We start from the raw sequence: 13350 nt of genomic DNA, 5'->3' as shown, positions 1-13350 counted from the left end.
AATCCCGGCCCGCGTGGGCCATTGAGAAGTAGTTCGCCGGGGGCTAAGTAAAGCCTTTGCCATCAATTAGCAAGGAACGATAATGAGGGATAGGCGCCTCGTCCGTCGGTTTTTCGGGGGTTACTGTCGGCGCTCGGAGACCCCGTCGTCGGCGTGGACGTAGGTCGACCGGAGGTGCTCGATGACGTACTCGACCGTGTCGGGGTCGTAGCTCCAGAAGCCGTAGAACTCGCCGGGCGAGCGCTCCTCCGCGAGCAACGCGCACTTGGCGTGATCGAGACCGGCCCCGTCGAACGCGACGAACCACGAGGCGGTGATCTCCTCGGCGTCATCCGCGTGGATGAGAAAGTCCGTCTGGGCGGGCACTTCGGTGTCGGCACTCGCATACGTATGGACCGAAAGCGCCTCCAGGGAGCCGAGCGCGCTGTAGGTGTCCAGTTGTGATTCGAGCGTCGAGATACGCTGGAAGCCCGCGTGGAGTTCGCCCGCCCCGACCCGCCACGCACGATCCTCGATCTCGCGGGAGGCCGCGAGCATCTCGCCCCGGTCGTAGGAGGTAAACAGCGTCTCGTCGATGTGATCGAGGATCGGCTGGTAGGGATCGCCCCCGAAGCCCGCGCTCGTCGGTTCGGGATCGGAAAGCAACTCGTCGACCCCGACAGCCGTGAGGAACTCCCCGTCGTGGCTGAGTACGAGAAATCGCTCGGGCCCTGTTTCGGTCTCGACGGCTTCGACGACGAGGTTTCGATCGGCAAAGCGATCCCGGAGGTCCTCGACGGCGTCGGCGGCGTTGTAGACGGTCAGGGTCCGCTCGTGGCTCTCGACCCCCGAGATGAGTTCGGTGAGCGACATCTCTCTATCGCCCCTCCGGCCGGTAAGGGCATTTATGCATCGCTTGCACGATCCGGCCCGATCAGACGAGCGAGTCGGGCCGTGTCGAGAGGTACTCGAAGACCGACCCGAGCGCGAAGCCGTAGACCCAGTGGGCCAGAAGCGTCGCGGCGGCGTACAGGACGAGTGCGGACCCGGTGTAGCCGGCGTAAAAGGCCGGCGCGAACCCCGTCCAGAGGATCGTCCCGAAGACGACGCCCTTCACGGGATCGCGTCCGCCGGGTAAGTACTCCTTCAGCGAGGCGAACAGCAAGGGCCACGGAACCATCCCTCCCAACAGGAAGACGAGATAGCCAAGCGCGACCGGCGTCAACACGCTCTCGATCCCGAACTGCGCCAACTGGGCGAACGACTCGCGCGAGAACGCCCCGACCGATTCGGCGATGAGCAACACCACCGTCATCGCTGCCGTCCCGACCAGCCCACCAGCCGCGCCGACGACACCGTCGGCGACGATGCCGAACAGCGAATCGAACTCCTCGATTCCGTTCGACTCCTCGCCGAGTACGGCCTCGAACTCCTCCCCGTTCGTTGCTTCGTCCATCCCCGATGTCGAGTCGTCCATGGTACTATCTACCACGGGAGTCGGCATAAGCTATTGGTGACCTGTCATTCTGGCGGAGTCCACCGGGGTGTCCTACCGGCCTTGCCATCGACTATCGCTCTCGCTACTGCTCGTCCGGTCCGCTCGGGTGGTAGTCGGTGTCGTACTCGCCGGGCCGGCCGTCCATCCGGTCGGGGTTGATTCTTCCCCCAAGGAGCATGAAGTCGACGACCGTGAGCGCGCACATCGCCTCGACGACGGGGACGCCGCGGGGCGGCAGAACGGGGTCGTGCCGGCCGATGACCTGTGCCTGCTTTTCCTCGCCCGTCTCCCAGTCGACGGTGGTCTGTTCCTTTGGGATCGAGGTCGGCGCGTGAAGCGTCACCTCGCCGGTGATCGGTTCTCCAGTACTGATCCCGCCCTGGATGCCGCCGTGATCGTTGCCGACGGGGACCGGGTCGCCTTCCTCGTCGAACTGCCAGTCCTCGTTTCGCTCCGAGCCCGAGTACTCGCTTGCCTCCCGCCCGAGACCGAACTCGAAGGCGGTCGTCGCGGGGACGCTCATCATCGCTTGGCCGAGTCGTGCGGGAAGCGAGTCGAATCGTGGTGCGCCGAGTCCGCGGGGCGCGCCCCGGATCTCGAACTCGATCGAGCCGCCGATGGAGTCGCCCGCCTCCTGGAACTCCTCGATCAGCGCCTGCATCTCCGCGGCGACCGCGGGATCGCCACACCGGACGGCGTTCTCCTCGCTGTGCTCGACCATCTCCTCGAAGCTCACGCCCTCGGCCTCGACGTCCCCGATCCGGTTGACGTGGGCTTTGATCTCGACGCCCTGGGCCGAGAGGATTTTCTTCGCGATCGCGCCCGCGGCGACCCAGTTGACCGTCTCGCGCGCGGAGGAGCGCCCACCGCCACCCCAGTTGCGCGTGCCGAACTTCGCCGAGTAGGTGAAGTCGCCGTGACTGGGCCGCGGCGCGGTGATGAAGGGTTCGTACTTGCCCGAGCGGGCGTCCTTGTTCTGGATGACCATCCCGATGGGCGTCCCCGTCGTATAGCCGTCCTGGGTACCGGATTTGATCGAGACGGCGTCGGGTTCGCCCCGGCTGGTGGTGATCATCGACTGGCCGGGCTTTCGCCGATCCAGATCGCCCTGGATGTCCTTTTCCGTGAGTTCGAGGCCCGCGGGACAGCCCGACACCGTACAGCCCATCGCCTCGCCGTGGCTCTCGCCAAAGGTCGTCACCTGGAACAGCCTGCCGAAGGTGTTGCCGTTCATTGTCGCTGGATGGTGGCTCCGAGGTCATAAAGCACGTCGAAGAAGTCGGGAAACGAGACGTCGACGTGTTCGGCTCCCCGAACCACCGTTTCCCCCTCCGCAACCAGTCCCGCGAGCGAGAGCGCCATGACGATCCGGTGGTCGTCGTAGCCATCGACGATCGCGCCCGAGAGCTCCGAGTCCTCGCCGTGCACCACGAGCTCGTCCTCGTACTCGGTAACGCTCGCACCCAGCTTCCCCAATTCGGTCGCCATCGCGCTCACCCGGTCGGTCTCCTTATACCGGACGTGTTCGCAGTTCGTGATCCGTGTCTCGCCGTCGGCCACTGCTCCCAGTGTCGCGATCGTCGGCAGGAGGTCGGGCGTGTCCCCAACGTCGACGGTGATCCCCGAGAGCTCGGATTTCGAGACCTCGATCTCGCCCGCCTCGCGGTCCCACTGTACGTCCCCGCCCATGCGCTCTGCGATCCCGACGATCGCCGTGTCGCCCTGCGCGCTCGGCTGGGCACCGCGGACCGTCAGGCCCTCGTCGGCGGCAAGCACGCCCGCCGCCAGCAGATAGGAGATCGAGGAGAAGTCGCCGGGAACGTGGTACTCGCCGCCCTCGGGCTCGTAGGTCTGTCCGCCTGGGACCCGGAAGCCCGATGCGCCGGCCGAGCGAACCTCGCCGCCGTCGGCCCCCACGGGTTCGGCCTCGACACCGAACGCCGAGAGGACTTCGAGCGTGATGTCGACGTATGGCGCGGATTTCAGTTCGGTTTCGAGGTCGATCTCGATCCCCTCTTCGGTGACCGCACCGGCCATCAACAGGGCGGTGATGTATTGGGACGAAACGTCGCCGGGGATCGAGACGCGTCCTCCCGAGACTGGCCCTTCGATTACCAAGGGGGCTTGCCCGTTGCCGCGGGTGCTCTCGGCCCGCCCTCCCAACCCCTCGATGGCGTCGAGAAGGGGGCCCTGCGGGCGCGAGCGAAGCGAGTCGTCGCCGGTGAGGACGGTGATCCCGTCCGCGAGGGCCGCGGTTCCCGTGACGAGTCGCATCGTCGTGCCGCTGTTCCCACAGTCGATGACGTTTGCGGGCACGTCGGGGACTCCTGCAAAGCCCTCGACCGCGAAGCCACCGTCGACAGCGCTCACGTCGCCGCCGAAGGCCTCGATGGCGCGGGCGGTCGCGTGGGGGTCGGCGCTGTCGAGCGGGTCGTACACCGTCGCACCCGAGGCGTAGCCCGCCGCGAGGATGGCTCTGTGCGTGTAGCTCTTCGAGGGTGGGGCCTGCGCGGTCCCGCGGAGCGAAGCGCGGGTAATGGTGACGTCCATGCGCGAGCGTGAGCCTCTCGTACTATCACGCTATCGGTGGCGACAACGCCAAGGCGCTGGACGCATATCCCACACCATGTCCGCGGATCCCCGACGGATTCGCTCGATCGCCGTCACCGCCGAGGACGCCGTCTCGGCCTACGAGGCGAGCGAGCGAAGTTCCGCCGACCCCGTGTTACGGATCACGCCGCCGTTCGCCGGGCGGATGCGTGCTCGCCTCCACCTTGGGGACCCCGACGACTCGGGGGCGATCCACGTCGCCCCGGGCGATCTCTTCGATCCCGAGCGCCTGCCCGCGTATCCCGAACCGGCCGACACCGAAGCCGAGATCCGCGCTGACCCAGAACTGAGCTACTCGACGGAGCTGCACCACGACCGCCACGTCCAGCGGGTCCGGACGTGGCGCGAGGGCGCGACGAACGCGTTCGTCGAGCGCCTCGAAATCGACACCGACGAGGGGGCCCACGAGATCGAGGTCAAGGTGCTGGGAGCGGCGAACCCTTAACCGACGAGCCCGCGCGCAAGCGTCTCGATCAGCAAGTCCCGCACCCGCTCGTAGTACGAGGCGTTGTAGTTATCGTACTCCTCGCGATGGATCACGAGGAGACCGATCAGCGAGAGCAGCCCCAACAGCTCTATGGTCTCGACGTCCTCACGCAGTCCCCCCTCGCGCTCGCGGAGCGGCTCGAAGACCGCCTCGAACTCGGCCAACCCCTCCCGCTGGATGGCCTCCATCGTCTCGTCCGGCACGTCCTGATAGAACGACCGGTAATCGCTCTGGACGACCATCCGCTGGACGAACGGGTTGTCCTCTAGCCACCCTGCGTAGGAGCGAAAGAGCGCTTCGAGCCCCTCGCGTGACGAGTCGGCCTCGTCGATTTCGGCCCGTGTTCCCTCGGCGAACTCCGCTACCTCCCGGCGGTAGATCTCGACGTAGAGCTCGGCCTTGGTGTCGAAAAACCGGTAGAAGGTGCTCTTCGCGATGCCGACGGGCTCCGTGATGTCGACGACGTTCGTCTTTGCGGGCCCGTAGCGAACGAGGCGTTCGCGCCCCGTCTCGACCAGCTCCTCTTCGATGCGCTCGCGTTCCTCGTCGTCGAACCCTCGCATACGTCCCCTTCGGTCTGTGACTGAATAACTATCTCGTTCATCGGTCATGACTTCGTGACCAGAATAGATATGCAGTCACAAAGCGTAGCTTGGGGTATGGCACCCATCGAAGTGACCGATCTCACGAAACGATACGGCGACGGCGGGGTCGTCGCTATCGATTCGCTCTCCTTTTCGGTCGAGGAAGGCGAGGTCTTCGGGTTTCTGGGCCCCAACGGGGCGGGCAAAACGACGACCATCCGAACGTTGTTGGGACTGCTCTCGCCCACGGAGGGCACCGCGCAGGTCCTCGGGGCGGACATCCGTGATGAGGCGGCGCTGATCGAGGCCAAACGCCGGATCGGCTATCTCCCCGCCGACCTGGGGTTCGACGAGGGGATGACCGGCGAGCAGGTGCTCGACCACCACGCCGCGATCAAAGGCGGCGAGCGTCGCGAGGAGCTCTTGGAGTTGTTTACGCCGCCCGTAGAGCGCGAGATTCGCGAGTATTCGACGGGCAACGAACAGATGCTCGGCATCGTCCAAGCGTTCATGCACGACCCGGATCTCGTGATCATGGACGAGCCGACCTCGGGCCTCGACCCACTGAAACAGGAGGCGTTTCACGCCTTCCTCGAAACCGAGCGCGAGCGCGGGACGACAGTGTTCTTCTCCTCGCACGTCCTGAGCGACGTCCGGCGGATCTGCGATCGGATCGCGATCCTTCGGGAGGGGCGACTCGTTGCGCTTGAGGACGTCGAGACGCTCTTGGACCGCGGCGGCAAACGCGTCCGCGTTCGGCTCGCGGACGACCCCGACGAGGCGTTTCTCACCGACGGAATGCTCGACAGACGGATGAGCGACAGCACCGTGACGTTCACCTACGTCGGCGAGTACAACGCCCTCCTGAACCACCTCGCGAACTACGACGTCCTCGACGTCGAGATCAAGGAACCGCCGTTGGAGGACGTGTTCATGCACTACTACGGCGAGGACACCGTCCCGGAGCGTGACTCCTCGACACCGCACGCGGAGGCGCTCGATGCTTGAGATCGCCCGCTACGAGGTGAAAAAGCGACTGCGCGGGACTACCGCGCTCGCCGTCGGAATTGCCGTCCTCGCGCTGGTGTTCGTCGCCTTCTTCCCGTCACTAGACTCGGCCGACGTCGACATCGACGCCATGCTCGCGGCGTACCCGCCCGCCGTTCAGGAGGCGTTCGGGATCGCCACCCTCAGCACGGTCGAGGGGTTTCTCGCCGTCGAGATCTACCAGTTCATCTGGCTGCTCTTACTCGGGCTGTACTTCGCGTACAGCGCCGCCGGGCTGATCGCGAGCGACGTCGAGCGCGACCGGATGGACCTCACCCTCTCGCTGCCGGTTTCCCGGTCGCGCGTCCTCGTCGAGAAGTTCCTCTCGCTTGCAGTACCCGTCCTCGCGCTCAACGCCGTCGTCGCCGTCGCCGTCTACGTCGGCGTGCTCGCGATCGGCCAGTCGATCGACCTCGTCGACCTCGCGATGGTCCACCTCCTGTCGATCCCCTATCTGCTCGCCTGCGGGGCGATCGGGCTGGTACTCTCCGTGCTGGTCTCGCGCGCCGACGTCGCGAAACGGATCGCCATCGCGCTCGTGTTCGTGCTCTTTCTCGTCGAGTCGGTCTCGGCGAGTACGGACGGCTTCGAGTGGCTCGGCTACGCCAGCCCCACGCACTACTACGACCCGACTGCGATCCTCGTCGAGGGGAGTTACGACCTCGTCGGGGCCGCCGCGTTGCTGGTCGCGGTCGTCGCGCTGGTGGCGCTCGCCCGGTTCCGGTTCTCGCGGGCCGACATCGGCGCGTGAAGATCGCAGGCGTTGGCCCTCACGGAAGCACGCCGAGCGAACTGAGCAGGTCCGGAGCCGACAGCGCCGCCAGGACGAACGCGAGCACGACGAGCACGGCGTTGACGGCGTTCGAGACGGTTCCGTTGGTGTGTTCGCCCATGACCGCCTCGCTGTTGATCGCCCAGAACAGCAGTACGGCGGTTACCGGAAGCGAGACGATCCCGCTGTAGGCCGGGAACAGGACGATCATGTCGACGACGCTCATCCCGGTCGTCAGGCTAATCACCGGCCCGAGAACGCCGAAGGCGGCGCCGACCGTATACAGCAGTTTGAACGAGCGGTCGGCGCTGTCGACGTCCTTCCCGCGGGCGTTCTCGAAGAGGTAGACGACCGACCACACCACCGGCATGATGCTGTTGAACGCGGCGGCGGCCGCGCCGACCAGAAACAGCACCATCGCCCACTGGCCGATGGTCTCGGCGAGCGCGAGGCCCGGCGTGATGAAGCTCCCCAACTGGTCGTAGCCGGCGGGGCGCAACACCGCCGCACAGACGATCAACACCAGCACGATCAGTATCGCCGCGATGCCGTAGCCCAAAAGCAGGTCCCGGCGCATCGCGGGGACGTCCTCCGCGCCCGTCCAGTCTTTCTCCTCGACGAGGTTCGACTCGAGGAAGAAGTTCGACCAGATCGCCGTCGAGCCGAGGATCGACGCCGTGAGACCGAGCGCGCCGGGACCCGGGAAGGCGGGCACCAGCCCCGAGGCGATACCGACGGGCGAGGGCGCGCTCGCGCCGGTCACGACGAGGTACGCGCCGAACAGCACGAACAGCATGGCCGTCATGACCCGTTCGAGCCCATCGTAGTTCAACACGCCCGTGAGGATCGAGAGGACCGTGACGGCGATCGCGAGTGGCATCCACCCGATCGCGCCGCCAGTGAGGACGGCGATCCCCTTGGCGGTCGCGGCCGTCAGTTCGATCACCCACAGGAACGCCCCGATCGAGAGGACGAACCCGATCGCCACGGCGAGACGCTCGCCGAACTTCCGGCGCATGAACGCTCCCAGCGGCTCGCCGAAGATCTCGAGTCGGGCGCTCATGTCCTGAGCCATGACCCCGATCAGCGCCACGCCGACGAACGCCCAGATGAGGGTGTAGCCGTACTGAATCCCCGCCGAGCTGGCGACGAAGATCGAGCCGGCCCCGACGACGCTCGCGACCATCACGAACGCCAGCCCGTAGCGCTGGAAGAAGCCGCTGGTCGTATCGCGCCGTTCTCCCCGTCCCGTCCCGTCTTCGGTTCGGGTTTCTACCACGAAACTATCGGTTGTTCGATCGAGTGAGTCGAATCGCCGGTCCCTTCGATACGCAAGTGTGACATGTCGGATTCGATAGACACTGACCCTTTCGGACGGGTAAACGTTGGCCACGCCAATGCATGCCGGTCTGAATCCCGGCCCCTCGATGGACGGTCATCCGTACCGTTTTGACGGTTCGTCCCCGATACGGGACATGGACCCGGACCTCTCGGCCCTCGACTCGTTTCTCGCGGACGCCGGCGACGACGGCTACCTGATCGACGCCGATTCCTCGGATTCGGACCAGCGCTACCTCTCGGGGTTCGACGCCCACGACCCGTTTTTCACCCTTTTCACTGGTGAGACCCACCTGCTGGTCTCCGGGCTCGAATACGGCCGCGCGAAAAAGGAGAGTCGCGCCGACTCGGTCTCCCGGTATGCGGACTACGACTACCAGTACGGCTCGCCCGAGGAACGGGACCGAATGCTCGCGGACTTCCTCGTCGACCACGGCGTCTCCTCCCTTTCGGTTCCCGCGCGCTTCCCACTCGCGAGTGCCGACGGGTTGCGCGAGCGCGATATCGGCGTTGAGGCCGAAACCGACGGCGTGCTCACCGGGATCCGCGCGACGAAGACCGACGCGGAGATCGAGTCCATCAGGGACGCCCAGCGCGCCAACGAGCGGGCGATGGAGCGCGCCGAGACGCTCCTGCGGGAGGCGAGCGTCGAGGACGGACTCCTGATTCACGACGGTCGGGAACTGACCAGCGAGCGCGTCCGTCGGGAGATCGAGATCGCGCTCCTCGAACGGGACCACGCCCTCGACGAGACGATCGTCGCCTGTGGGATCGACGCCGCCGACCCCCACGACGGCGGCAGCGGGCCGCTCCGCTCGAACGAAACGATCGTGATCGACGTCTTCCCCAAGAACAAGGCCACGAACTACCACGCCGATATGACCCGGACCTTCTCGGTGGGCGAGCCCTCGGCGCGCGCCCGCGAGTGGTACGACCTCACGGCCGAAGCCAAGGAAGCGGCCCTCGCCGCGGTCGAACCCGGTGTCACGGGCGAGGAGGTCCACGACGCCGTCTGTGACGTCTACGAGGACGCTGGCCTGCCGACCCTTCGAGAGAACCCCGCGACCGAGACGGGCTTCATCCACTCGACGGGCCACGGGATCGGCCTCGACGTCCACGAACTCCCCCGATTGGCCCCCGGCGGCGCGGAACTGAAGCCCGGCCACGTCATCACCGTCGAACCGGGCCTCTACGACCCCGAGGTCGGCGGCGTTCGCATCGAGGACCTCGTGGCCGTCACAGAAGACGGGTGCGAAAACCTCACCGACTACCCCGAGGAACTCGTGCTCTGAGACGCGGCACACGAGGGTATTCGTCGATCGTCGTACCCATATTTATGCTCCGTCGAATCCCATAGCGAGTGCGATGCACTGCCCAGAGTGTGGGGTGCGGTTGGCGAACGTCCAGGGTTACGAGACATGTCCCGACTGTGGCTACGTGGGGACCCGCGAGGCGACGCCCCCGACGGCGTAGCATCCGCCGTTTTTTGCACGTTCGGGTGTGGTTACGAGCGGCGCGGATGCCAACGCCTTTTTCGACCGGCGCGCAACGTGGGGGCGATGGACGTACTGATCGTCGGCGCGGGGGCGATGGGTCGGTGGTTCGGCGAGGTCGTCGGCGAGGAGGGACGGGTCGCGTTCGTCGACCGCGAGGCCGAGGCTGCCCGGGAGGCCGCGGACGCGGTCGGCGGCCGGGCGATCCCCGAGGAGACCGCAGAGCGCTTCGATATCGTCTGTCTGGCCGTGCCGATCCCGGCCGTCGAGCGTGTGATCGAACTGTACGCTCCGCTCGCGGACCGGGCGCTCGCGGACGTCAGCGGCGTCATGGGCGCGCCGATCGAGGCGATGGAGGCAGTCGCTCCCGAGCGCGAACACGTCAGCCTGCATCCGCTCTTTGCCCCCGAGAACGCCCCCGGTAACGTCCCGGTCGTCGCCGGTGGGGGACCGGTCGCCGAGTGGATCGAAGAGCGTCTTCGGGAGGCCGGCAACGCCCTCGTCGCGACCACGCCCGAGGAGCACGACCGGGCGATGGAGACCGTCCAGACGAAGGCCCACACGGCGGTACTGGCGTACGCGCTCGCCGCGGACGCCGTCCCCGAGGGCTTCGAGACGCCCGTCTCGCGCGAACTCGACGGGCTCGTCCGCACCGTCACCGGCGGCAATCCGCGGGTGTACGCCGACATCCAGTCGGCCTTCCCCGGGTCGGCCGACGTCGCGGAGGCCGCGATCGACGTCGCGGAAGCCGACCGGACGGAGTTCGAATCGCTGTACCGCGAGGCGGGCGAATGAACCGGCGGGCAGTCCTCGACGCCGCGAAGTACCTCCGGAACGTCCGGCCCATCGATCCCGAGGAGGTCTGCGAGTACGTCGAGGGCGGCGCCCATCCCGCGGTCGTTCGGCGGACGCTGCGTGAGGAAGCGCTCTCGCTCGGCCTGACCGAACGCGAGGACGGGACTTTCGTCCCCGCGAGCGAGGGGCCGCTCTCGCCCGCCTCCGAGGGAGTGTACGCGCTTCCCGATCGGTATCTCGCCCGCCTCGAGGACCTCCTGATCGAGCGCTTCGGCCCCGACTGGCCCGACGGCGAGAGCGGGGCCGCTCTCAGGGAGGCGATCCGCCGACTCAAGGAGCGCTACTACCGCCAACACCCCGTCGAGTACGACGAGGAGGCGGCGCTGGGATACGCGATCTACCACCTGCCGGATTACTACGCGGCGACCGGGTACGTCCTCGACGAACTGGGTTCGCGCGGCCTGCTTCCCGCGAGGCTGCGCGTACTCGACGTGGGTGCGGGCGTCGGTGGACCGGCGCTGGCACTCGCGGAGTACGCCACGGACGCGCTCGTGGAGTATCACGCGATCGAACCCAGCGCGGCCGCCGACGTCCTGGAGGGGGTGCTCGCGGAGACACCCCGAAACTTCCACCCGACGATCCACCGGCGCAGCGCCGAGGCCTTCGAGCCCGACGGCGTCTTCGCCCTGGACACGGACGGCCAGCGCGAATCGGACGGGTCCCGCGCCGGGTACGACCTGCTCCTGTTCGCGAACGTGCTGAGCGAACTCTCCGAACCCGCGGCGGTCCTGCGGAAGTACCTCACACACCTCGTTTCCGGTGGAGCGGCCCTCGCGCTCTCGCCGGCCGATAAGAACACCGCGACCGGCCTGCGGGCGGTCGAACACGAGGTCGTCGCGGGAAGCGAGTACACCGTCTTCGCGCCGACCCTGCGGCTGTGGCCCGACCGCGAGCCGACCGACCACTGCTGGTCGTTCGAGCGCAAGCCCGATCTGGACCTCCCGGGACTCCAGCGCCGCCTCGACGAGGGCAAACGCGCCGACCGCGAGCGCGGCGAGCGCGACGCCGCCACCGGCGAGTTCCTCAATCGGGACGTCCAGTACGCCTACTCGATCCTCCGACGGGACGGCCGTCGGCGGATCGACGCCACCGCCAATCCCGAGCGCTTTGCCCCCTTCGCCGACAGCGAGGCCCACGTCACCGACCGGATCGACTGCATCGCGGTCAAACTCAGTCGCTCGCTCTCGGAGTCCAGGCCCCTGTTCTTGCTGGGCGACGGGAGCCAATCGGAGAGTCACTACGCCGTACTCACACGGGAAACAGGGCTGAACCGCGCGCTTTCCGAGGCCGACTACGGCGACGTACTCGTCTTCGAATCCGCGCTGGTGCTGTGGAACGACGACGAGGGCGCGTACAACCTCGTGATCGACGAGGAGTGTATCGTCGACCGGGTCGGATAATCGCGTTTTTGTCGCCCGGTCCCGACTCGACCGTATGGAGACGGATCTCGAGGTTCTACTGACCAACGACGACGGGATCGACAGCCCCGGTTTCCGTGCGCTCTACGATGCGCTCTCGGCGGTAGCCAACGTCACTGCCGTTGCCCCCGCCAGCGATCAGAGCGCCGTCGGCCGGTCGATGTCGAGCGAAGTCGGCATCGAGGAGCACGAACTGGGCTTTGCCATCGCGGGCACGCCCGCCGACTGCGTGGTCGCGGGCCTCGAGGCGCTTGGCCCCTCGACCGACCTCGTGGTCTCGGGCTGTAACACCGGCGCGAACCTCGGGGCCTACGTGCTGGGGCGGTCCGGTACCGTGAGCGCCGCCGTCGAGGCGGCCTTCTGTGGGATCCCCGCGATCGCCGTCTCGTTGCACGTCCCACAGGACGAGTGGCCCCGGACGCCCGCGGTCGAGGAGTACGCCGAGGCCGGTCGCGCCGCCCGGTACCTCGTCGAGCGCGCACCCACGAGAGGGGTCTTCGAGCACGCCGAGTACCTCAACGTCAACGTGCCGCTTCCCGCGGACGACCCCGCACCGATGGCGATCACCCGCCCCTCGACAGTCTACGAGATGGGCGCCACACAGGACGGGGACTCGATCACGCTGCACGACCTCTCTTGGGAGGCCATGAGCGAGGGGACGATCGACGACCCGGAGGGCACCGACCGGCGCGCGGTCATGGAGGGGAAGGTCAGCGTCTCGCCGCTGACCGCACCCCACACCACCGAACGCCACGAGGCGCTCGACCGGCTCGCGGCGGAGTATTAAAGCGACAGTGCCGCGAGGACGAACGCCACCACGAGGAGCGCTCCGAGGACGAGACCCGCACGTCTCATCACCGGCCAGTACGTCGAGACCGCGACGCGGCCGTCGGTCGTCCCCCCTCGACGAGCGCCCTCGCGGCGATCGGGCCGGGCGGGGCGACCCCGGCGTGGGCGACTCGTCTGACGGCTCGACCGGTCGAACTCGGCGTGTTGACGCCGTCCGCGCGTCGACTCCCCGGCCGGCCGCTCCTCGCCCAGATGGTGCCGGGCGTACCGGCGGTGGCCGAGTGAATCGTAGCGCTCCCGACGGCGTTCGTCGAGCAACACGTCGCGCGCGGTCGTGAGCCGACGGAACGTCGCCGCGTCGCCGTCGGCAGCGTCGGGGTGGTGGCGTTTCGCCCCCTCGCGGTACGCGGCACGGATCGCCGCCGCATCGGCGTTCGGATCGACCCCGAGAACGTCGTACAGCGTCTCCATCCGCCCGAT

At 67.3% G+C, this 13350-nt stretch carries 14 protein-coding genes; 7 read left to right on the top strand and 7 right to left on the bottom strand.

What is annotated here, in order from left to right:
• Positions 1-120: 120 nt before the first annotated feature.
• The 4 genes from HACJB3_RS07805 to aroA all read right to left on the bottom strand — a co-directional run bounded on the left by HACJB3_RS07805 (position 121) and on the right by aroA (position 4027).
• Positions 121-852 (bottom strand): DICT sensory domain-containing protein, encoded by a 732-nt coding sequence (locus HACJB3_RS07805; RefSeq protein ID WP_008417603.1) that lies wholly within the window; start codon positions 850-852, stop codon positions 121-123.
• Between the two features lie 61 nt (positions 853-913).
• Positions 914-1456: a DUF6789 family protein gene (locus HACJB3_RS07800; protein ID WP_008417605.1), complete on the bottom strand. Its 543-nt coding sequence runs from the start codon at positions 1454-1456 to the stop codon at positions 914-916.
• A gap of 103 nt (positions 1457-1559) precedes the next feature.
• Entirely contained in the window at positions 1560-2711 is a 1152-nt protein-coding gene (gene aroC / locus HACJB3_RS07795; RefSeq protein ID WP_008417607.1) for a chorismate synthase, read from the bottom strand.
• Positions 2708-4027 carry a 3-phosphoshikimate 1-carboxyvinyltransferase gene (gene aroA, locus HACJB3_RS07790; RefSeq protein ID WP_008417610.1) on the bottom strand — a complete coding sequence of 440 codons (1320 nt, stop codon included), beginning with the start codon at positions 4025-4027 and terminating at the stop codon, positions 2708-2710. The genes aroC and aroA overlap by 4 nt, the downstream gene beginning before the upstream one ends.
• A 76-nt stretch (positions 4028-4103) precedes the next feature.
• On the opposite strand from aroA, the gene HACJB3_RS07785 reads away from it, so the two are divergent.
• Positions 4104-4532 carry a hypothetical protein gene (locus tag HACJB3_RS07785; RefSeq protein WP_008417613.1) on the top strand — a complete coding sequence of 143 codons (429 nt, stop codon included), beginning with the start codon at positions 4104-4106 and terminating at the stop codon, positions 4530-4532.
• Here HACJB3_RS07785 and HACJB3_RS07780 read toward each other — a convergent pair.
• Positions 4529-5137: a TetR/AcrR family transcriptional regulator gene (locus HACJB3_RS07780; RefSeq protein WP_008417615.1), complete on the bottom strand. Its 609-nt coding sequence runs from the start codon at positions 5135-5137 to the stop codon at positions 4529-4531. The two genes, HACJB3_RS07785 and HACJB3_RS07780, sit on opposite strands and share 4 nt — an antisense overlap.
• Before the next feature lie 96 nt (positions 5138-5233).
• On the opposite strand from HACJB3_RS07780, the gene HACJB3_RS07775 reads away from it, so the two are divergent.
• On the top strand, positions 5234-6166 hold the full coding sequence (locus HACJB3_RS07775) for an ABC transporter ATP-binding protein (protein WP_008417616.1): 933 nt from the start codon (positions 5234-5236) through the stop codon (positions 6164-6166).
• A complete protein-coding gene (locus HACJB3_RS07770) occupies positions 6159-6956 on the top strand; it encodes an ABC transporter permease subunit (RefSeq protein ID WP_008417618.1) in 798 nt (265 codons plus the stop codon). The genes HACJB3_RS07775 and HACJB3_RS07770 overlap by 8 nt, the downstream gene beginning before the upstream one ends.
• A 19-nt stretch (positions 6957-6975) precedes the next feature.
• Here HACJB3_RS07770 and HACJB3_RS07765 read toward each other — a convergent pair whose 3' ends face one another.
• A complete protein-coding gene (locus tag HACJB3_RS07765) occupies positions 6976-8256 on the bottom strand; it encodes an NRAMP family divalent metal transporter (RefSeq protein WP_008417621.1) in 1281 nt (426 codons plus the stop codon).
• A 196-nt stretch (positions 8257-8452) separates the two neighbouring features.
• On the opposite strand from HACJB3_RS07765, the gene HACJB3_RS07760 reads away from it, so the two are divergent.
• From HACJB3_RS07760 to surE, 4 genes are all read left to right on the top strand, one after another.
• Positions 8453-9607: a M24 family metallopeptidase gene (locus tag HACJB3_RS07760; RefSeq protein ID WP_008417623.1), complete on the top strand. Its 1155-nt coding sequence runs from the start codon at positions 8453-8455 to the stop codon at positions 9605-9607.
• Between the two features lie 267 nt (positions 9608-9874).
• A complete protein-coding gene (locus HACJB3_RS07755; RefSeq protein WP_008417624.1) occupies positions 9875-10603 on the top strand; it encodes a prephenate dehydrogenase in 729 nt (242 codons plus the stop codon).
• Complete coding sequence (locus HACJB3_RS07750; protein ID WP_008417626.1) at positions 10600-12063, top strand: small ribosomal subunit Rsm22 family protein; 1464 nt, start codon at positions 10600-10602, stop codon at positions 12061-12063. Before HACJB3_RS07755 ends, HACJB3_RS07750 begins: the two co-directional genes overlap by 4 nt.
• A gap of 34 nt (positions 12064-12097) precedes the next feature.
• Complete coding sequence (gene surE / locus HACJB3_RS07745; protein ID WP_008417628.1) at positions 12098-12868, top strand: 5'/3'-nucleotidase SurE; 771 nt, start codon at positions 12098-12100, stop codon at positions 12866-12868.
• On the opposite strand, the gene HACJB3_RS07740 is transcribed toward surE, so the two are convergent.
• Complete coding sequence (locus tag HACJB3_RS07740) at positions 12865-13341, bottom strand: DnaJ domain-containing protein (RefSeq protein ID WP_008417630.1); 477 nt, start codon at positions 13339-13341, stop codon at positions 12865-12867. The two genes, surE and HACJB3_RS07740, sit on opposite strands and share 4 nt — an antisense overlap.
• Between the last annotated feature and the right edge of the window lie 9 nt (positions 13342-13350).

This window comes from Halalkalicoccus jeotgali B3 (assembly GCF_000196895.1).
Classification (GTDB): domain Archaea; phylum Halobacteriota; class Halobacteria; order Halobacteriales; family Halalkalicoccaceae; genus Halalkalicoccus; species Halalkalicoccus jeotgali.
The sequence above is the reverse complement of the archived record's forward strand: the minus strand, read 5'-3'. Positions and strand labels throughout refer to the sequence as shown.

What these genes read in the sequence shown, in the direction of transcription:
- HACJB3_RS07755 (WP_008417624.1), top strand. Translation starts at nt 9,875, where the DNA reads ATGGACGTACTGATCGTCGGCGCGGGGGCGATGGGTCGGTGGTTCGGC.
- HACJB3_RS07750 (WP_008417626.1), top strand. Translation starts at nt 10,600, where the DNA reads ATGAACCGGCGGGCAGTCCTCGACGCCGCGAAGTACCTCCGGAACGTC.
- HACJB3_RS07785 (WP_008417613.1), top strand. Translation starts at nt 4,104, where the DNA reads ATGTCCGCGGATCCCCGACGGATTCGCTCGATCGCCGTCACCGCCGAG.
- HACJB3_RS07805 (WP_008417603.1), bottom strand. Translation starts at nt 852, where the DNA reads ATGTCGCTCACCGAACTCATCTCGGGGGTCGAGAGCCACGAGCGGACC.
- HACJB3_RS07800 (WP_008417605.1), bottom strand. Translation starts at nt 1,456, where the DNA reads ATGGACGACTCGACATCGGGGATGGACGAAGCAACGAACGGGGAGGAG.
- HACJB3_RS07760 (WP_008417623.1), top strand. Translation starts at nt 8,453, where the DNA reads ATGGACCCGGACCTCTCGGCCCTCGACTCGTTTCTCGCGGACGCCGGC.
- aroA (WP_008417610.1), bottom strand. Translation starts at nt 4,027, where the DNA reads ATGGACGTCACCATTACCCGCGCTTCGCTCCGCGGGACCGCGCAGGCC.
- HACJB3_RS07770 (WP_008417618.1), top strand. Translation starts at nt 6,159, where the DNA reads ATGCTTGAGATCGCCCGCTACGAGGTGAAAAAGCGACTGCGCGGGACT.
- aroC (WP_008417607.1), bottom strand. Translation starts at nt 2,711, where the DNA reads ATGAACGGCAACACCTTCGGCAGGCTGTTCCAGGTGACGACCTTTGGC.
- HACJB3_RS07780 (WP_008417615.1), bottom strand. Translation starts at nt 5,137, where the DNA reads ATGCGAGGGTTCGACGACGAGGAACGCGAGCGCATCGAAGAGGAGCTG.
- HACJB3_RS07775 (WP_008417616.1), top strand. Translation starts at nt 5,234, where the DNA reads ATGGCACCCATCGAAGTGACCGATCTCACGAAACGATACGGCGACGGC.
- HACJB3_RS07740 (WP_008417630.1), bottom strand. Translation starts at nt 13,341, where the DNA reads ATGGAGACGCTGTACGACGTTCTCGGGGTCGATCCGAACGCCGATGCG.
- surE (WP_008417628.1), top strand. Translation starts at nt 12,098, where the DNA reads ATGGAGACGGATCTCGAGGTTCTACTGACCAACGACGACGGGATCGAC.